The following is an 18,646-nucleotide window of genomic DNA, read 5'->3' as shown; positions in this document are numbered from 1 at the left end:
GGCGGTCAGGATCTCTTCGGCGGGCTGTCGTCGTCCGCGCTCTCGGAGAGTTCTTCCAAGAGCGCGTGCGCTTTTCCCATAATATCCAACGCCATACGGGTCTTCTTCAGATCCGCCTGCAGTTTCTCGTTCTGCCGGCGCAGCTTCTCCAATTCGATCTGTTCCGCGGACTTCTTCACTCGCGCCCCGGCCACAGTCGTGGCGGCGTCCGTTTTCTCGGCGCCTCCGTTGCCGAGTTGCCCGGCGTCGCGGGCTCGCGTCCATTCAATGATGTGCGATGAGTACAAGCCCTCCCGGCGCAGGATCGCGCCTTTCTCCCCGTTCGCGGCGCTCTCGTACTCGGCGACCATCGCGAGCTTGTACTCCGGGCTGAAAACCCGCCGCGACGGCTTCGGCGCCGGATCAGCCCCGCCACCGGACGCCGACTCCTTGCCAGATGAAGTGGACACGTACACAAGGATCTCCGATCCCCGCCCTCAGGTCAGCACCCCACTCACACGGGGTGTCTCACACCATCTTGACCAAGTGGGCCGCGCTCGCTCTGCTGTAGGCATCGGCGATCGCCGCGTCGCTGTAATCGAGACACACGCATCCGAGGGTCGCGCGCAACGCCCTGACGTGCTTGAGGGCAGGCATCCGTTGCCCTCTCACCCAGGCGCTGATCGATGATGAGGAGCCTGATCCCGTCCGCTGCCGCAACCGATCGGCGATGTCGTGGAGCGTGCGACCGTCTTCGTGCCGCGTCAAGTAGTGCTGCACTATCGAAGCAACGGTCGGGACCTGGGCCATGTCTCCTCCGTCCGATCGACGCTGCGGCGGACCCGAATGCCCCGATAGTAGTGACGGTGTGCGATCACGGTCGCGTGGGTCGGTGCCTGAGCCTGTCAGGTTCCAGGTACCGACCCCGGTCAACCGCCCGGCGTCCCTGCCGGGACCGCGAGACCGGCCATCCGTAGGTCATGCCTCCGGCTGTCGTAGACGAACGTCGGTGACGGCGATGAACGCGGTGGTTCAGCAGTAGTCAACGCTTCTCGATCCTGAACTCGCCCCGTCAGACAGACTTGCTATGAACCGCTGGCCTCAACTCACCCTGGCAGACAGGGCGCGGCCGTGGAATGATCGCCGCACTCGGTAATCAGAGGGAGGCGGTGGGTGCATGACCAGCCCGGAGAATCCCTTCGAGGCATCGGCGTCAGCGCTCGGATACCTCTACCAGCTCCGCGTGGCGCTTCAGCGGTGCGTGGAGCTCTCCAGAGGCGGGATCGAGTGGAGTGTGGCGATTGAGGCAACGGACGATGTCCAGGCACTCATCGGGTCGCACACCGAGCTGACCCAGCTGAAGAAGCGGGCAGACAACGTGAGACTGACGGACCTGTCGTCGGACCTGTGGAAGACAATCAGGGTCTGGTCACACGCCGTCACCGAGGGGCACATCGACCTTGCCGAGACAAGCCTCTACCTGATTACCACCGCAGAGCTGCCGGACGGCAGCGCGGGGTTCCTCCTGCAGCCCAAGGCAAGCGGGCACCGTGACGAGCAGGCTGCCGAGGCCCTAATAGTCCAGGCGCGGCAGTCCTCGAAGAGTACGACGTTGGCCAAGGCCTTCGAGGCGTTCGACGCGCTCGGGGCGCAGCGCCGGGCCGAGCTCATCAGCCGGGTCGAGGTCATCGGTGACGCGCCGGGGATGGACTCCATCAGGGAGGACCTGCTCGGTTACGCAAGCCTGGCCGTCGAGCGCCGGTACGCCGAGTCCTTTCTTCAGCGTCTTGAGGGCTGGTTCTTCGAGCGGGCGTCCGTCCAGATGAGCTTCCCAGGGTCGGATCCGGTGACCGGCGCCGAGTTCGACGAGCTGTTCAATGATCTGCGCAATCAGATCGGTGAGCACAATCTGCCGATCGACGCTGATATCGCCGCGCTCACGGCTGCGGCCCCGGCCGCTGCCGATGCCGCCGACAAGGTGTTCGTGCATCAGCTCCGGCTGATCGACGTGGGCGCGGAGCGGATCGGCTACGCGGTTCGGGACTGGGTGAGGGCCTTCACTCAGCGCTCCCGCTGGGCGAACGAGAACCTGCTACGTGCCGGCGAGATCGGCGCGTATGAGCGCAGGCTCGTGGAGGAGTGGCAGTCGCGCTTCGCCGAGATGCGTGAAGACCTCGGCGATGAAGCCACCGAAGAAGAGATGAAGCGTGAGGCCAAGCTGATCTACAGGTGGGTCGACCGGGAGGCCCGGCTTCGCATCCGCACAGGCTGTGAAGAGGTGTTCGTCGTCAAGGGGTCGTACCAGATGCTCGCGGACGAGCTGCAGGTTGGGTGGCATCCGGATTTCAGCGCGCGGCTGGCGGCTCTGCTGGAACCGGCGGGAGCCGCTGATGGCCGAGCATGACCTCAGCCGCGAGGAGCGCGCCCTGTTCAACCCGGCCTTCACGGCACTCGTGTGCGTCCGGGCTGTGCAGGGCTACGAGAAGCAGTACCGCTCCGTCTGTCCGCTTCCAGTCGCAGTGACCGCCGCGGTTATGGCTCTCCAGCCGTCCATCCGGACGGCGCTGCCCGCCACCCTCCGCACCGGGCTGATGAACTGGCTCGACGAGAACGAGGCCGTGCGCGTGGCCATGGGGCTCAACGCCGCCGCCCTCGCCGCCGTTGTGCGACCAGGCCTGCTTTTCGCCCTTCAGAGCGATGTGCTCAGGCTTCAAGGCTCCGGGCTGACGGTGAAGCCACGGGCCGTGACGGCCCTCAAAGACGGCCCCGAACAGAACACCGTGGTCCAGAAAGCCGCCCACCAACTCGGGCGCTGGCTGCCCAGCACCGGCAGTATCAGCACCATCCTGACGCTCCTGGGAGTCCAAGCGTGACCTTTCAGATCCAAGCGGTCACCGTCTACGGCAAGCAGCCCGGACAGGTCCGTACAGTCCCGTTCCACACCGGCACCTTGAACATCGTCACGGGTGACTCCCGGCGCGGGAAGAGCGCGCTGCTGACGATCATCGACTACTGCCTGGCTAGCTCCGACTACCCTGTCAAGGCTGGCAAGGTCCGCAAGTACGTGGGCGCCTACGCCGTCACCCTAGCGAAGCCCGGCCAGCAGCTCTTCGTCGCCCGGCGCGCCCCGGAGCCGGGGAACGCCGTGAGTACCGTGCTGTGTGTCCTGTCCCAGGCCCCAGAGACCCCGCCTCCCCCACTGGAGGAGCTGACCTTCGCGACGCCCCTGGACACCGCCAAGGACATCCTCAGCGACTTCTGCGGCATCGACCGCACCGTCAAGGTGCCCGCGGTCGCCCGCGCCCAGACCATCGCTCCGTCGATTCGCCACGCGCTGTACTTCTGCTTCCAGGCGCAGAACGAGGTCGCCAACCCCGACCTGCTGTTCCACTCCCAAGGTGAGGAGTGGCGACCGAACACCATCCGGGGTGTGATCCCGTACTTCCTCGGCGCCGTCGACCCCGAACAGGCAGCGCTGCGCAACCGGCTGCGGCTCCTGCGCCGGGACCTTTCCGACCTTGAAGCCAAACTCGCCCAGGCCCGCGACCTCGGCCCAGCGTCGGGCCAGGCCCGAGCACTGCTCACCGAGGCGGTCGAGGCAGGGCTTGTACCGCACCGCGACAGCGAGCCGACGGCGGAGGAGATCCTTGGCCTTCTGCGGTTGGCCCTGGAAGGCAGCATCCGGCTAGAGGTGGAGTCCCGACCGGACAACGACGGCGACCCGTTGGCCGCCGCCATCGGCCGACGTGCCCAACTGCGGCGCGCCGTCGGGCAGTCCCGGGCCCGCATCGCCGATCTCAAGCGCGCGGTCGAGGAGAATGACGACTTCGCGGGCGAGGCAAGAGAGCAGCGCCGCCGTCTCGCGTCTCTCGGGTTGATGCGATTGTCCCCGGACACCTCCCAGGCCGCGCAGTGCCCGGTGTGCGAAAGCCCAATCGCCTCGGCCAACACCACGGTGGCGACGATCATGCACGACCTCGAACGCCTCGACGGCGATCTGCAGGTAATCGGCAGCGACACACCCGCCCTGCAAAGCCAGATGGCCCTGGAGGAGGAGCAGCTGCAGCAACTGCGCGCGGCGCTCTTCCACAGCCAGGACGAGATCAACGAGATCAGCGCCGGGCTGCGCGCGCTGCAGCAGGAGCCGGACCAGGCGCAGCGGGCCGCCCATTGTCGCGGTCGTATCAGCCTTTACCTCGACACCACCGCCCAGCATGTGAGTGCCCCGCAGGTCGAAGACCGCCGCGACGACCTCCAGCGACAGATCGCTGAGCTGGAAGAGCTCCTGAGTGATGACACCCAGGGCGACCGGCTCACCAGTTACCTGTCCCTGATCAGCCAGAACATCCGCACTAAGGCTGCCTCGCTGGAGCTCGACCACTCGGACGCGCCCATCCGCCTCGACGTCAACCGGCTGACTGTCGTCGCCGACACGGCCGACGGTCCTGTTCGGCTCGCCGACATGGGTAGCGCCGAGAACCACTTGGGCTACCACGTCGCCACGCTGCTGAGCCTGCACGAGTGGTTCAGCGAGCACCGCGGACCCGTCCCGCGGACGCTGATCCTCGACCAGCCGTCCCAGGTGTACTTCCCGCCCGACTACACTGACGAGCCCACACCCCAGGGAACCGACCTCAGCCACCTGCTGAATGTCTACCGGACCATCAACGACACTGTCCAGGCGCTCGACGGCGAGCTCCAGGTCATCGTCGTCGAGCACGCCGACCTGGCCGATCCGCTCTTCCGTGACCACGTCGTCGAGCGCTGGCGCTACAGCAACAGCCAGGCCCTCGTACCTCCGGAGTGGATCATTGAACCGATCGACGACGAGGACGAGTAGTTCGTAGTCGCGGGCCAGGCGCCGGTGCGCGGTCAGCCAGGCGATGCGAGGTTAGACCGAACTACGAATCAGGCTTCATGCCTGATGGCCAGGCGCAGGTCGGGCTCTCGTTGGCTGCGGAGGTGTCAGGCGGCTGGGCAGGTCAAGCCGGGTTTGCGCGGAGACTGGCGGGCAGGTCGGCAGCCACGAGTTCGGTCAGCTCGTACAGGAACGGCGGCAGCAGAACCGGGAGTAACTCGAACCGGCCATCGGGCACCATCACCCGCAAGCGGCATATCCCGGTGGCCAGGGACAGCAGCATCACCGCGGTACTCGCTCGGGCACTTGCGGGCGGCGCCGGCTCGAGCAGGGCCTGACGTAGCAAAACCCTGTTCAGGCCGAGTATGATGCCAAGGAACCACTGTTGTAGGGCCGCACACTCCGACAGGGGCTTGCCGGCGGCCAGCCCGTCGAGTTCGGCCTCTACGGTGTCGCACAACGACACCGCCCACCGCCGCATGTCGTCGACCGCTTGCCAGGCGGCCCGCAGTTGTGTCAGGGACGCCTCGGTCACGATCCGATCCAGATCGACGCGGGCATCGCCGGTCGGCAGCAGCGTCAGGCCGTGGCCGTCGTTGATGTGGGCGAGCTGAGGGTCATCGTCGGGGTACTCGAGCATGGACGCTACCGGTACGGCCGCACCGGGCGGAGCCATCGCTCGCGCGACTGCCGCCAGGTCACCCTCGGACAGCTCACTGGTTCCGCCTAGGACGGCGGAGACGGCCGTGGTGAGAAAGTTGCGGCTGGTGTACGGCTCGGTATCGTAGGTGCCCTTGTCGAACGGAGCCACCTCGGGCATGGCGAAGGGGATAGCGGCAGCGGCGATGCGGGCATCGATATCGCGGATGCGCTGGGGCAGCAGCACGCTCCTACCGCTGTGCTCGGCGGCGAGCTCCTGTGCGACGCCGGCGATCCACTCGCTGCGGTCGGTGACGTCCCCCGGTTCCAGCAGGGCGTCCAGTCGGGAGCCGGTTGCCGCGGCACGGAACGCCCTGCGCACGGTCGGCTCCGGGACCGGCAGGCCGGCCCCGAACGCCTCCAACGCGAGGTCGCCGGGTCGGCGGCCCGGGCGGGCGTGGGCGCTGAGCCACATCACCAGATCAATTGACTCGGGCGGGGTGGTGGAGACGCTTCCCCGGCCCCGTCCCGCGCCGCGCTGCTCGTTGCGCGGTAGCAGGCCCGCGGCACGCCACCGTTCGAGCTGAGTGGCTGTAGGCGCCGCTCCCCGCTCGCTGGCGGCGGCGATCAAGGCGGTATCGGCGACGCTGGCTTGTCTACGAACCATGGCCTACGACCCTACCGGCCGGCGTCGGCGTTGGAGCCCCGCGAGCTTGTCGAGGACCGGTCCGCTGCGAGTTGGTCTGCTTGTGGTGCCCGAGGCGCTCGGCCTCTTGCCACAAAGGAGTGAAGTTCCATGACCAGTACACGCAGCTCGTCAACGCCCGGGCCGGTCGGCCCACGGAACTGGACCATGATCGTCGCGGCGGCAGGTGCCACGGCTGCCGGAGTACTGGCCGCCCACAGCACAGCGTGGGCTGTCGGAGTTGGTACCGCAGCAGGCCTGTTCGTAGCAATCCGCGAGGTCCTTCGCCATTGAGATCCAGCCGCCGTGGATGCCCGACGGCGGGACGTCGGGTGGTCGATGACCGTCGCCGGCAAGCGCCACCGCTGCTTGATCGGCCCAGCGATCACCTGGCCCGGCTGGTAGGAGCAGGGGCTGACCGGACGAATTCGCCATCGGAAGGCAGGTGACGGAACTCGGCGACGGCCATACGCACCGCCTACGACTGTTGAGTGTCGGGTACACCTGGAGGTGCCCAGCCGCGTAGCGCTGAGACAGCGCTGCTGCCCGACCGCTGGACGTGATGCTCGGGTGGTGCTCGAACGTCGAACAACTGATACGGACCCCCAGGGACCCGACCGGAAAGCAGGCTGCCAACGCCGAGTACGGCGAGGAACGTCGGGGGCCAGTCCCGGTGCATGCCACGGAAACCTGCGTGTATCCAGCGGGACTGTCCGGGACGGATGGGTAGACATTCGGACCGACTCTGATAGAGTGTTATTTGGATGAGTAGATGAGCTGGGCCGTCGACTACGGATCAGAAGGTTAGGGGTTCGAGTCCCTTCGGGCGCACAAGATCACAAGGCGTCTGACCTGCGGAAACACAGGTCAGACGCCTTCGGTGCTTTGTCCCTCGTGGACGTTTGGGTGCTCGGATGGTGCTCGTGCGACGAGCATCCCTTGTGTCCGGCCCGATCCGGCGGATGGCGGCTCCGTCTTGGTGGATCCGAAGACCTTGGAGGCGGGGGAACGCCGAACGGCGGCCCGCTGAACCAGTCGGGCCGCCGTTCGCGAAGTTGTGGATCAGAGCGAGCGGATGTTTTCCGCCTGCAGGCCCTTCTGGCCCTGGGTGATGTCGAACTCCACCCGCTGGTTCTCATCGAGGCTGCGGAAGCCGCTCGCCGAGATCGCGGAGAAGTGGGCGAAGACGTCGGCGCCGCCGCCGTCCTGGGTGATGAAACCGAAGCCCTTGTCGCCGTTGAACCACTTCACGGTACCTGTAGCCATGTCTGCTCCTTCGCAAGCTGTTAGAGGCCGCAGCGACCGCGCCGCGACGACCGCCCCGAGCACCGCCGCGACGGCGTCGGCGAACGGCGTGAGCATCGCCGCCGGCGGCACCGGATCGACCCCGGTATCCACGTGCAGTCTCGTGAACCACGCCCGCAGCGCCTCCGCGCGACCAGCGAACGTCCGCAACCAGCCCCGCACCGTCTCAACGGGCCGGCCCAGTCCAGCCGCGATCGTGCGCGCCCCCGAACCGGCCGCCTTCGCCGATAGCGCCGCCCCGATCACCTCCACCAGATCAGCCCGCCGCACCAGCGCGAACACCGGCAGCAGCACATGCGACACCCGGCACGACGAGCACCGCGTCCGCCGTGGGCGCACCACCACCGGCCCCGCCAAGCTCCGCAACGCTCGGACCCGAGCCCATCCCCACGGACTCAACGAACCCCCACAAGCCGGACACATCAAGGCGCCCGATACCAGACCCGTCTCGACCTCAACCGGGTTCACCCCTACCGTGAGCACAGCGCCTCCGTGCGCTACACGGCCCTCCCGGGACGTCCGGCCAAAGAGATCACCGGGAGGGCCTTCGCATGCCCCCCATCGGCAAGGTGCCGCCCCAAACGATCACCAACACCAGACCGGCACGCGCCAAGAACCGTCGCACACACAATGCCGCACCCACGCCGCTTTGCTGGGCACGCTCAGAGACGCGGGACACCGGGCGAGCTCCGCTGTTTCGCCGTCAGGAAGCGCGCCGCACCCCGTCCCCAGGGTGGCCAACGAACTGTCCCGCCAACTCGCCCCACTGCTCTGCTGGCTCGGCACCTCCGACACGTGGGCGAGGGTCTTCGCCGAGAACAGGCCGTTGCCCCTTACGTGAAGATTTGCTACCTTCGATGTATGCCACTGAGGGGTCGGGGAGCAGCCGCTGCATGCGGGCCCTCGCTCCTCTCAATTAGATAGTGCGGTTACCTATCGGTACCTCTCGCACATGAAGGACGGGGAAAGAATGAATTTGAGAAGACGGTTTATTTCCGTCGCCACTACGGTAATTGTGGCCATTGGGGCAGGGGTTTTCGGCGTCGCCGGACCGGCGCATGCCGGATGTCAGGACAACTCCCTCCAGTACCGATACATTGGGAGCGGGGGCGCTATCACTTCTTGGTGGCAGAATTGCAGCGGCACCTACTCCCTCAACTCTAGAGGGTGGGACCTCCGTGCGAACGCTTGGTCCGGCTACGTGGGATTCGCCGACGGTTCGAGGACGAACTTCTGCAACTGGGACGTAGTAGATCTCGACGCCATTCATAACCTTTTCAATCCTGGAAACGTGAGGCAGATCTACATAAGCCCAACCCTGGCAAGTTGGTGCTAGCCACCTAAGGTCTAACGCTGAAGGTCCGCTATCAGGATTCGCCTAACGATACCGCACATAGGTCGAGCGGCATCTTAAAGTGCCCTCCGATGCGCGAATTTCTACTACTAACCCGTCTGTCGTCGACCCGCCATCCTGGGGAGCGGGCCACCGGCCGGCCCACCACGTCAAGCGGACCTTTCTCCAGGTTCGGACGCTGGAGGGCCGGGCGGTGGTCTGCTCGGCTTGCCCACGTCGATGACAGGCGGGATGGCCTACCGCAACCACCCACGGACCGCGACCCGCCGACGGAGCCCCGGCCATCCTGGACCTGACTTGGCTCACGATCATGGTTCCCGAGCGGGCTCTTCGCGCTGATCAGCGGGTTCTTGGCTCGTCGGCGGCGGATCTGCGCACTAATCCCGGGTCGTAGGGTGGGCTGATGTCCCCGTATGTGCGCACGGTGAGGACCGCGTCAGGCGCGAGGGCGGTGCAGATCGTCTACTCCTCACGGCGCGGGTCGCGGGATATCGAGCACATCGGGTCGGCGCACGACGAGGCCGGGCTGGAGGTCTTGCGGGCGGTCGCCCGGCAGCGTCTGGCCGCGGGGCAGGGCGAGCTGGACCTGGGGCTGGAGCGCACTGAGGTTGGCCAGCGCAGCGCGGGTGATCCGTTGCCGATCACATCCGCGCGGATGGGGCACCTGTGGGACGCCCTCACGCACGCCTATGAGGTGCTCGGGTTCGCGCGGGCGGCGGGTGGGGACGACGTGTTCCGGCAGCTCGTGTTGGCCCGGATCATCGAGCCGACCAGCAAGCTCGACAGCCTACGGGTCCTCGAGGAGACGGGCGTGCGGGCGCCGTCGTACGCGACCATCAAACGTCGCCTACCCGTGTTCTCGCAGGAGTCGTGGCGACAGCGGCTGGCTGCGGCCTGCGCCACGCACGCTGGTTTGGGCCCGGCCAGCCTGGTGCTCTACGACGTGTCGACGCTGTACTTCGAGACCGACACCGGCGACGGGTTCCGCGAACCCGGGTTCTCCAAGGAACGCCGCCTGGAACCGCAGATCACGATCGGTCTGCTGACCGACGCGACCGGATTCCCGTTGATGGTCAACGCGTTCGAGGGCAACAAGGCCGAGACGACCACGATGCTGCCGACGATCCGCGCGTTCATGGCCGCCCACCAACTGCCCGACGTGACGATCGTGGCCGACGCGGGCATGGTGTCAGCGGCGAACCAGAAAGCGATCGAGGAAGCCGGGTTGTCGTTCATCCTCGGAGCCCGGATCCCCGAGGTCCCCTACGTCGTCGCCGCCTGGCGCGAGGCCCACCCCGACCAGGACATCAACGACGGGCAGATCTTCACCCAGCCCTGGCCCGCCGGGCCGGCCGACCGGCGGCGGGACCACGTCATCTACTACCAGTACAGGGCCGACCGGGCCCGGCGGACCCTACGCGGCATCGACGAGCAGGTCGCCAAGGCCGAGAAAGCCGTCGCCGGGAAGACCACGGTCAAGCGCAACCGGTTCGTCCAGCTCTCCGGCGGCACCCGCACGGTCAACCGGGCACTGGAGGCCAGGGCCCGGGCCGTGGCCGGTCTGAAGGGGTACGTCACCAACCTCGCCGCCTGCCCCGACGGCACCCCCGTGACGGCCGAGTTCGTGATCGACGCCTACCACCGGCTGTTCCAGATCGAAAAGTCGTTCCGGATGTCCAAACACGACCTGCAAGCCCGACCGATCTACCACCACCAGCGCGAATCAATCGAAGCCCACCTCACGATCGTGTTCGCCGCCCTCGCGGTCAGCCGCTGGATCGAAGACCGGACCGGCTGGTCGATCAAGAAATTCGTCCGCACCACCCGCCGCTACCGCACCATCGAGATCCAGTTCGGCACCCACACCATCACCGCCGCCGACCCCCTACCCGACGACCTCCGTGACGCCCTCGAAGCCATCACCCGAACCACCCGACGTGCGCACTAACGTGAGCCAAGTCGGGTCCACTCGTGGGAGCGACGGGTAGCGGTGCCCGGCCGTGTGGGGAACGTGGTGCATCTGTGGCGCGAACTGTTGAGGGTCAAGAAGATCTGGCAAGGGGTGGTGAACTCCGCCCGGCACCCACCGCATCGAGGTGCCCCATGGCCTGAGCCCAGGAGCGGATCAGTGTGGTCTCGTGGTAGGCGAGGCCGCGGTCGGCGCAGAATCGTCGAACCATCGGTTTTGCCTTGGGGAGGTTCGGTCGTGGCATGCTGGGGAACAGATGGTGTTCGATCTGGTAGTTGAGGCCACCGAGCGCAACGTCGATGAGCCAGCCGCCCCGTACGTTGCGAGAGGTGAGGACCTGCCGGCGTAGGTAGTCGAGGTCATCGTCCTCGGTGAGGATCGGCATCCCCTTGTGGTTGGGGGCGAAGGAGCAGCCCAGATACAGCCCGAATAGCCCCTGATTCACCAGGGTGAAAACGATGGCCTGTGCGGGGCTCAGCACCAGGAGGACAGCCGTCACGTAGATAGCCAGATTGAGGGTGAGCAGCGCAGCCTCGGTCAGGCGGTATTGGAGTCGACCGCTACCAAGCACTGTCTTGATGCTGTTGACGTGGAGGTGTGCACCCTCCAGCAGCAAGAGCGGAAAAAACAGTTTTGCCTGATGGCGGACGAACAACGCACCAAGACCCCTGCGTGCGGTGGCCTGGCGGGTAGTGAACGACAATGGGGCCACGACTATGTCCGGATCGTGGCCCTCCGTATTCGGATGCGCGTGATGCCGGTTGTGCTTGTCCACCCACCATCCGTAGCTGAGGCCGGTGAGGAAATCACCAAATACGAGGCCGACCACGTCGTTACCGCGACGTGAGCGAAAGATCTGGCGATGCCCGGCGTCATGGCCGATGAACGCCGCCTGAGTCAGGATCACCGCGAAGACGGCGGCCACTACGATCTGCCACCAGGATTCGCCGAGTCGAACGAACACTACGGCCGCGCCGACGAAGGACGCGGTAACCACTCCCATGCGAATTGTGTAGTAGGCGGGCCGCCGGTCGAGCAGGCCGGCCCGCCGGACAAGCCGGGACAACTCCGCAAACTCACTGCCACGTCCTTTGGTCGCACCGAAGTCCGTGTCGCTCACCTCGCCGCTCCTTGGTGTTCACCGCCCCCGTCAGCCTAGGCCGGTTCAGGATAACGAGTTGGACGCTTTTCTCCAGCTGATTTCCGTCATATCTTCGTCAGTCGACGACGAGCGTGTTACCGCTTGCGGGAAGCCCGTCCGGTCAGTTGCGCCGAAAACTGCTGTAGTTTCTGTCGTACACCAGTCTGCGCCGATCGGCGTTGTCCTCCTTTTGGGCAGGACGAGCCGTTGAACATGCCCTTGACCCGTTGAGTGATTGATTTCGAATTCACGATATTACCCCTTCGATGGCGTTGCGCGGCGGATGACGATCCGGGATCCGCGCCGGCTGCCTGTCGCGTCCAGTCTTACCCATGTCCTGCCACCCACGACGGCAAACGGCTACCTGACATCCCTAACCCGTTCCGGATTTCAGAGGCGCGGCTGCGGATCTCGGCGGATCGACGTGATTTATCAGCCCTCGACTGGCGAAACCCATCACTCTTCCGTGAACGGGTGGATAGAGGAGCAACCGACCCCAGCCGCTCGGAACCTTCCGAGCCGTTGTGTATGTCATGTTGGCGTGGTCGGAAGGAGTATCGGGGCGCGTTGAAGGTGCGCCCTGGTGCCGGCAGACCCGCCTGTCCGGCGCCTCCGATCGGATGCCCGATCCGTTCGGAGGGCTGACGAGTGACCCAGACGCCGTCCGGGTATCCCACGCGGACCGACGAAGGAGGGGTCCATGATGCGGATGACTCAGAACCAGCTCAGCATGCTGCAGGGGCGGCCTGTGGAGGACGGGTCCGGAAAGAAGATCGGAACTGTCGGCCAGATCTGGATGGACCGAACCGGCGAGCCGAACTGGGTCAGCGTGAAGACCGGGCTCTTCGGTAAGCGTGAGTCGATGGTCCCGCTCGAGCCCGCGCGCATGCAGCAGGATCATCTGGTCGTGCCCTACGACAAGGACATGATCAAGAACGCCCCGCACGTCGAGGCGGGCGCCAACGAGCCGCTCAGCGATCCAGAGATCGACGATCTCTACACGTACTACAACCTCGAACAAACTCCACCGGCCAAGGGTGCTTCCGCACCGGCCCGCCACGCTCAGGGACGCCAGGAGCAACTGACCCGGTCGGAGGAACGCCTGCACGTGGGCAAGAGCCGCGAGCCCGCTGGCGCGGCACGGCTGCGGAAGTACGTCGTAACGGAGAACGTGCACACGACCGTCCCGGTTACGCACGACGAAGTGCGACTGGACCACGAGTCGATCACCGCCGACAACGTCGGCAACGAACGTCCCGACATCGGCGACGCGACGCGTGAAATCGACCTCTACGCGGAGCAGCCAGTCGTCGGGAAGGAACGAGTCCCCGTCGAACGGGTACGCATGACCGAGGATGACGTTACCGAAGATCGGTCGATCGATGAACCGGTACGCCGAGAGAAGATCGAGGCAGACTTCCCGGACCGCGGCGGTCAACCACGGAACGGTTGATCCGGACGTTCTTGAGGGGGCAGAAGCCCCTCAAGAACGTGAAAGCTCGGCCGACAGTTGACCGCCATCCGAACGTCAAGCCATGCCCTGTTATTCGATCGCAACGAATGCCCGAAGCTTACAGGTTGACTGGTGATGTTGCTGAAGTGCCGCCGCCGTCCACGGCGGGGATCGACCTGGCGAGTTCAGGCCGCTTGGCATCGAGATCGTTGCCAGGATTGACGCCCTCGGCCCAGTCGCTGGCGTCTTCGGAATCTATCGAATCTCGCATGATGAGACGCCGCGCCAGGGCAGTTCCCGCGGCACCGAAAGCGGCTCCTGTCGCGAAGGAGGCGGCCAGGAGTTGCCATCTGGATTCCTTACGCGCCATACAGCATCGACCCCCTTGGAAATAACTGTCTCTGCCCCATTGTTCAGGTCGCCTCATGTGTCGGGTCAGAATATCGAGAAACTCATGTTATTTCGGCGAGTGAAGCGGCAGGTGCCCGCCCGGGAACGAGATCTAGCCACACTCGCCCCCTCCTGCCCCTCCTGCCCTTCTTGTCGCTTGTGCCCAGTTCTGGCACCTCCGGTGAATGTCTCCGCCGCGTTCGGGTAGACGCTGCCGTCCGCCAGGGCAACGTCTTTAACGGAACCGGTGAGAAGGAGTTTGAATGACGACGCGAAGTGGTTCGGGATCCCCGGCCGGTCCGGCGGCCCGGAAGTACCACCAGGCCCAGGACGAGGCGACCCAGGTTGGCCAGGAGGCGGCGCGCGCCGGGACCCAGGTCGCCCAGCAGGCAGCCGGGCAGGGCAAGCAGGTCGCCGCCGAGACCCGACGGCAGACACGCAACCTTGCCCGGGAAGCTACCGCGCAGATGCGGGAGCAGGCGGAACAGCAACAGAAGCGGGCCGCGGGAGGACTCCGGACGCTCGGTACACAGCTCGAGTCAATGGCGGACAGCAGCGAGCAGGACGGCATGGCCAGCGAGGTGGTCCGCCGGGGAGCCGATGCCGCCAACCAGGCCGCGAGCTGGCTGGAGGAGCGTGCGCCCGGCGCTCTGGTGCAGGAGGTACGCGAATACGCACGACGACACCCGGCCGTCTTTCTCGCCGGTGCCGCAGTGGCCGGGCTGCTTGTAGGCCGGGCCGGTCGGGCACTCACCTCCGGCGTCGACGCCACCGGTCAGCAACCCTCCCCGGACCACCAGCTGGCCGCCCGGCAGCAGACGGAGGAACCACACGCGCGACCGAGGGCGACCGGGAGGGCATCGACGATCACGGGTGGCGGCGGCGGGGAGGCGGGCCGATGAGCGACGCGGCTCGACAGGGTTCCAGCCACACCGCCGAGCGGCCCGGAGCGTCCGTCGGTGAACTGCTCGGTGAGGTCAGCCGGGACTTCTCGACGTTACTGCGGCAGGAGGCCGAACTGGCCAAGGCCGAACTCCGCGAGGAAGCACGCTCGGCAGGCACGGTCGGGGCGATGTTCGGCGGAGCGGCGCTGGCGGGACTGCTGGCCCTGCTCTTCCTGTCCTGCGCGCTGTGGTGGGGCCTTTCCAATGTCATGGACCAGGGGTGGGCCGCGCTGATCGTCGCGGTGATCTGGGCGCTGATCGGGAGCGTCCTGCTCACCCGAGCCCGCAGCCGGATGAAAACGATACGGACCCTGCCGCGCACGAAACAGACCGCTCAGGAGATACCGAACGCGGTCAGGGGCCGCTGATCAGGATAGAGAGGGATTGACATGTCCAATGACCCGGAACGAATTCGCCAGGACATCGAAACCACCAGGGCCGAACTGAGCAGCGACGTCGACGCGCTCACGTACAAGGTCAATCCGAAACGGGTGGCGTCGGAGCCGGTACACCGGGCACGCAGCCGACTCCTCCAGATCAGGGAGAAGGTGATGGGCACCGCAAGCCACGCCCAGGACGCCGTCAGCCACCGAGCCTCCGAGGCAACTCACCGCGTCTCGGGCGCGACGCAGGACGCCACCCACCGTCTCTCCGGTGCAGCGCACCATGCCTCCGACATGGGGGCCGAGGCCGCGCACGACGCGTCCGACGTCGCCTCCAACCTGGCACGCAAGGCATCCCACGCCGGAACCTCGGCCGCGGCCCAAGCCCGACGAGTTCCTCACGAGACATTGCACCGCACGGAAGGCAGCCCGCTGGCCGCCGGCCTGATCGCCTTCGGCGTCGGACTCCTCGTCTCGTCGCTCATACCGCCCAGCCAACAGGAGCAGCGCGTGGCGGGTCAGGCGAAGCGCAAGGCTTCGGAGCACGCGGACCAGGTCAAGCAGCAGGTCGGCGGAATGGCGCACCAGATGCAGGACAACCTGCGTCAACCGGCGCGGCAGGCAGCGGACTCGGTCAAGGGGGCAGCAACACACGGCGCCTCGACGCTACGCGAACAGGGCACGGCGGCGGCCCACCACGTTCAGGACGAGATGCGACAGAGCAGGACCGACCTCCAACGCTAGGATTCCTGGATCCCGCACTCGCTCAAGAACCTCATCCTCGGTCGGGTACGGCGGACGGGGGCGACCTCGACAGGCCCGAAGGGATCCGGACGGCGCCCCAGGCAGGAGGACACCGCCGTCGGCTGCCTCGATCATGCTCTGGACGGCCTGCCATCCCGCGTAGGTCCGCGGCGTGGACAGGACGTAGTCATTGGTTTTTTGTCGGTATCCGATCGTCGCCCGGTCAGGCTTCGGCTGAGGTGCCCGGCAAGGTCATGCCTCGCCCAGGGCACGCGGGTCTGTTCGGATCTTGTCGATGACCTGCCTGACGGCGTCATCGGCCATCGCCAGGGGTGCGGTCCCCTGGGAGTCGTTGATCAGTGCGAAGGTTCCACGTACGCCGCCGCAGTAGTCCACGATGCCGTGCTCCAGTTGGGTGCGCAGGGCCGATTCGTACCCGCGCCGGGCGAAGGGTTCTGCTCTCGTGGCGGCGATGGGCACGAAGTGCATGGTCAGCCACTGGAGAGCCGGGGTGATTCCCCCGGTGCTGCGGCTATAGGCGAAGCCATCGGCGAATACGCGATCGAACCATCCCTTGAGCTGGGCGGGCATGGACCACCAGTACACCGGGAAGACCACTACGAGATGCTGGGCACGCGCGAGTCGCTGCTGTTCGTCCAGGACATCGGCTGGAAGTCCGCGCGCCCCGTTGTAGGCGAGGTGGTCGTCGAGGGTGAAGCGCGGGTCGAACTTCTCGGCGGTCAGGTCGGCGACGGCGGTACTCAGGGGCGCAAGTCCTGTGATCAAGCGATCGACCACGTGACGGGTGAGGGACGTCTCGTCGGGGTGGGTGGCAACTATCAGGGTGTGCATGGACCTCCTGTCACGGGATGGCCGACGCCGAGCGCCGCCAGCAACTCGTCGCCGTGGGTGTGGCCTCGTGCCCGATGAGAGGGACCCTTGGGCGCCTGGATACCAGGGCTCATGTCCAAAATGGTCGGCTTCAGCCACTCACCATCGCGCACGGCGCTGCCTCAGACGTTGTACCACCATCGACCGACAAATTTCGTACTCATCGATCCGGTCGCCGGCGACCCGCCGGTACCGCTCACGGTCCGGCGCACGGCCGCACGGCTTCGGGCCACTGCCGGGCCGGCGGCACCGGTGGCGGACTCGATACGGTGTTGCCGTGTTGTCTCCGGAGGTCGTGCTCAGCGTCCGCTACCGCCTGGACGAACGTGTCGCCACCGGCGGCATGGGTGACGTCTGGCGTGCCTCGGACCTGCTCCTCCGCCGTTCGGTCGCGGTCAAGGTGCTGCTGCCCGCGCTGGTTTCCGACCCCGACTTCCTCGCCCGGTTCCGCGCCGAGGCGCGGATCCTGGCCGCGCTGCGGCACCCCGGGATCGTGCAGGTCTATGACTGCGGTGAGGACGAGTTGTCCGACGGCGTCCGGGCCGACTACCTGGTCATGGAGTTCGTCACCGGGCAGCCGCTGTCGAAGCGGATCGAGGCGCTCGGTGCGCTGGACGTGGCCGAGACGATGTCGATCGTGGCCCAGGTCGCGGAGGCTCTGCACGCCGCGCACACCAACGGCATCGTGCACCGGGACGTGAAGCCGAGCAACCTGCTGGTGCAGGAGGACGGCTCGGTCGTGCTGGTCGACTTCGGGGTCGCCCGTTCGACCAACATCACCAGTGTCACCAACGCGAACGCGGTGCCCGGCACCGCTCTCTACATGGCCCCCGAACAGGCCGCTGGCCGCCCGGTTTCCGGCGCCACCGACATCTACGCCCTGGGTGCGGTGGCGTACTGCTGCCTCACCGGCAGCCCGCCGTTCAACGGGGACAGTCCGCTCCAGGTCGCTGTTCGGCACCTCGACGACGAGCCGCCGGAGCTGCCGCACGACATCCCGGAGGCGGTCCGCGCGCTGGTCTCCCGCGCCCTGGCCAAGGATCCGGCCGACCGGTTCAGCAGCGGGGAGGCGATGGCCGCGGCGGCCCGCGTCGCCGTCTCCGACCCGCCGGAGCCAACCGAGCCGGCCACCGTGGTGCCCGTCACCGGCGTGGCCGCGTTGCGCGACGCCAAGCCGGGCACCCGCACCGACGCGCCGGTTGTGACCGGGCGGAAGAGGCGCCGTGGCGCCCTGATCGGCGCGGCCGCGGCGATTCTGGTGGCGCTGGCGAGCCTCGGCGCGGCGCTCGGTGCGACGGGTGAGGCCGATGCGCCGGCGGTCAACGTACCGACGGCGGCGCCGGCCGCCGTACCGAGCGGGAGTGCCGAGGTGCCGGCGGAGGAGCAGCAACCGAATTCGGGACGGCCCTTCCGGCCCACCGGTTCCGCCTCCAGCCCGCTGCCGTTGGCCACCGCATCTCCGGTCTCGCCACAGCCGAGCCCGTCGGCGGCCCCGGAGTCGCCGGAGCCGACGGGGAGTACGGATCCGCAGCCCACCGGCGGGACCACATCCAGCCCGACGGAGACTACGGCCCCGACGCCGACCGACCCCCAGACCACCCCGATGGGTGTGGGTGAACCGCCGGCCGGCCGGGTGCCCTGATGCCGGTGTCCCCGCGCCGCGCCTGATGTCGAAGGTCGCCCGGCGCGGCCGGAATGATTCCGGCCGGCGCGGTGGGTTCGGTTCCGGTCGGCCCGTCGTTGTCGCAACCCTGGCCCGACGGGTGACGGCTGTGGTCGAGTGTGCCGCTTCGAACACCGGTGTAGGGGGCCGCGTCCATCGGCCGAACTGGCAATCACTGATCCATCTAACTGGTGGGATCTATTGCGCGAAATGAGCGACAACCGCAAATCGGCCTACATCGGCAGGGT

General features: G+C 66.8%; 16 protein-coding genes. 9 read left to right on the top strand and 7 right to left on the bottom strand.

Features of this window, described 5'->3' with window-relative positions; all coding sequences use genetic code 11:
• Positions 1-5 precede the first annotated feature (5 nt).
• Positions 6-449, bottom strand: coding sequence for a hypothetical protein (locus QCD66_RS35215; protein WP_407566786.1), 444 nt, complete (start codon positions 447-449; stop codon positions 6-8).
• Between the two features lie 58 nt (positions 450-507).
• A complete protein-coding gene (locus QCD66_RS35210; protein ID WP_375733152.1) occupies positions 508-789 on the bottom strand; it encodes a hypothetical protein in 282 nt (93 codons plus the stop codon).
• Positions 790-1,156: 367 nt separating this feature from the next.
• Between QCD66_RS35210 and QCD66_RS35205 the strand changes: the two genes are divergently transcribed.
• The 3 genes from QCD66_RS35205 to QCD66_RS35195 are packed head-to-tail and all read left to right on the top strand — an operon-like array spanning position 1,157 to position 4,819.
• Entirely contained in the window at positions 1,157-2,383 is a 1,227-nt protein-coding gene (locus QCD66_RS35205; RefSeq protein ID WP_375733153.1) for an ABC-three component system protein, read from the top strand.
• Positions 2,370-2,852 (top strand): three component ABC system middle component, encoded by a 483-nt coding sequence (locus tag QCD66_RS35200; RefSeq protein WP_375733154.1) that lies wholly within the window; start codon positions 2,370-2,372, stop codon positions 2,850-2,852. The genes QCD66_RS35205 and QCD66_RS35200 overlap by 14 nt, the downstream gene beginning before the upstream one ends.
• Positions 2,849-4,819: a DUF3732 domain-containing protein gene (locus QCD66_RS35195; protein WP_375733155.1), complete on the top strand. Its 1,971-nt coding sequence runs from the start codon at positions 2,849-2,851 to the stop codon at positions 4,817-4,819. Before QCD66_RS35200 ends, QCD66_RS35195 begins: the two co-directional genes overlap by 4 nt.
• A 142-nt stretch (positions 4,820-4,961) precedes the next feature.
• Here QCD66_RS35195 and QCD66_RS35190 read toward each other — a convergent pair whose 3' ends face one another.
• Both QCD66_RS35190 and QCD66_RS35185 read right to left on the bottom strand, forming a co-directional pair.
• On the bottom strand, positions 4,962-6,143 hold the full coding sequence (locus QCD66_RS35190; RefSeq protein ID WP_375733156.1) for a hypothetical protein: 1,182 nt from the start codon (positions 6,141-6,143) through the stop codon (positions 4,962-4,964).
• Positions 6,144-7,223: 1,080 nt separating this feature from the next.
• Positions 7,224-7,427 (bottom strand): cold-shock protein, encoded by a 204-nt coding sequence (locus QCD66_RS35185; RefSeq protein ID WP_088981566.1) that lies wholly within the window; start codon positions 7,425-7,427, stop codon positions 7,224-7,226.
• A 1,844-nt stretch (positions 7,428-9,271) separates the two neighbouring features.
• Here QCD66_RS35185 and QCD66_RS35180 point away from each other — a divergent pair.
• The gene (locus QCD66_RS35180) at positions 9,272-10,768 is read left to right on the top strand and encodes an IS1634 family transposase (RefSeq protein WP_375733202.1); all 1,497 of its coding nucleotides are present in this window, start codon (positions 9,272-9,274) and stop codon (positions 10,766-10,768) included.
• 94 nt (positions 10,769-10,862) lie between these two features.
• Here QCD66_RS35180 and QCD66_RS35175 read toward each other — a convergent pair whose 3' ends face one another.
• Positions 10,863-11,909 (bottom strand): fatty acid desaturase family protein, encoded by a 1,047-nt coding sequence (locus QCD66_RS35175; RefSeq protein WP_375733157.1) that lies wholly within the window; start codon positions 11,907-11,909, stop codon positions 10,863-10,865.
• Between the two features lie 721 nt (positions 11,910-12,630).
• Here QCD66_RS35175 and QCD66_RS35170 point away from each other — a divergent pair.
• Positions 12,631-13,383 (top strand): PRC and DUF2382 domain-containing protein, encoded by a 753-nt coding sequence (locus tag QCD66_RS35170; RefSeq protein ID WP_375733158.1) that lies wholly within the window; start codon positions 12,631-12,633, stop codon positions 13,381-13,383.
• 118 nt (positions 13,384-13,501) lie between these two features.
• On the opposite strand, the gene QCD66_RS35165 is transcribed toward QCD66_RS35170, so the two are convergent.
• Positions 13,502-13,753, bottom strand: a complete 252-nt coding sequence (locus tag QCD66_RS35165) for a hypothetical protein (protein WP_375733159.1) — start codon at positions 13,751-13,753, stop codon at positions 13,502-13,504.
• A 283-nt stretch (positions 13,754-14,036) separates the two neighbouring features.
• Between QCD66_RS35165 and QCD66_RS35160 the strand changes: the two genes are divergently transcribed.
• The 3 genes from QCD66_RS35160 to QCD66_RS35150 are packed head-to-tail and all read left to right on the top strand — an operon-like array spanning position 14,037 to position 15,844.
• On the top strand, positions 14,037-14,675 hold the full coding sequence (locus QCD66_RS35160) for a hypothetical protein (protein WP_375733160.1): 639 nt from the start codon (positions 14,037-14,039) through the stop codon (positions 14,673-14,675).
• Entirely contained in the window at positions 14,672-15,085 is a 414-nt protein-coding gene (locus QCD66_RS35155) for a phage holin family protein (RefSeq protein WP_375733161.1), read from the top strand. Before QCD66_RS35160 ends, QCD66_RS35155 begins: the two co-directional genes overlap by 4 nt.
• A 21-nt stretch (positions 15,086-15,106) precedes the next feature.
• Positions 15,107-15,844 carry a DUF3618 domain-containing protein gene (locus QCD66_RS35150; protein ID WP_375733162.1) on the top strand — a complete coding sequence of 246 codons (738 nt, stop codon included), beginning with the start codon at positions 15,107-15,109 and terminating at the stop codon, positions 15,842-15,844.
• Positions 15,845-16,096: 252 nt separating this feature from the next.
• Here QCD66_RS35150 and QCD66_RS35145 read toward each other — a convergent pair whose 3' ends face one another.
• Positions 16,097-16,696 carry an NAD(P)H-dependent oxidoreductase gene (locus QCD66_RS35145; protein ID WP_375733163.1) on the bottom strand — a complete coding sequence of 200 codons (600 nt, stop codon included), beginning with the start codon at positions 16,694-16,696 and terminating at the stop codon, positions 16,097-16,099.
• A gap of 316 nt (positions 16,697-17,012) precedes the next feature.
• Between QCD66_RS35145 and QCD66_RS35140 the strand changes: the two genes are divergently transcribed.
• Positions 17,013-18,377: a protein kinase domain-containing protein gene (locus tag QCD66_RS35140; RefSeq protein ID WP_375733164.1), complete on the top strand. Its 1,365-nt coding sequence runs from the start codon at positions 17,013-17,015 to the stop codon at positions 18,375-18,377.
• Positions 18,378-18,646: the final 269 nt, after the last annotated feature.

It is taken from the genome of Polymorphospora sp. A560 (genome assembly GCF_045781765.1).
Taxonomy (GTDB): Bacteria; Actinomycetota; Actinomycetes; order Mycobacteriales; family Micromonosporaceae; genus Polymorphospora; species Polymorphospora lycopeni.
The sequence above is the reverse complement of the archived record's forward strand: the minus strand, read 5'-3'. Positions and strand labels throughout refer to the sequence as shown.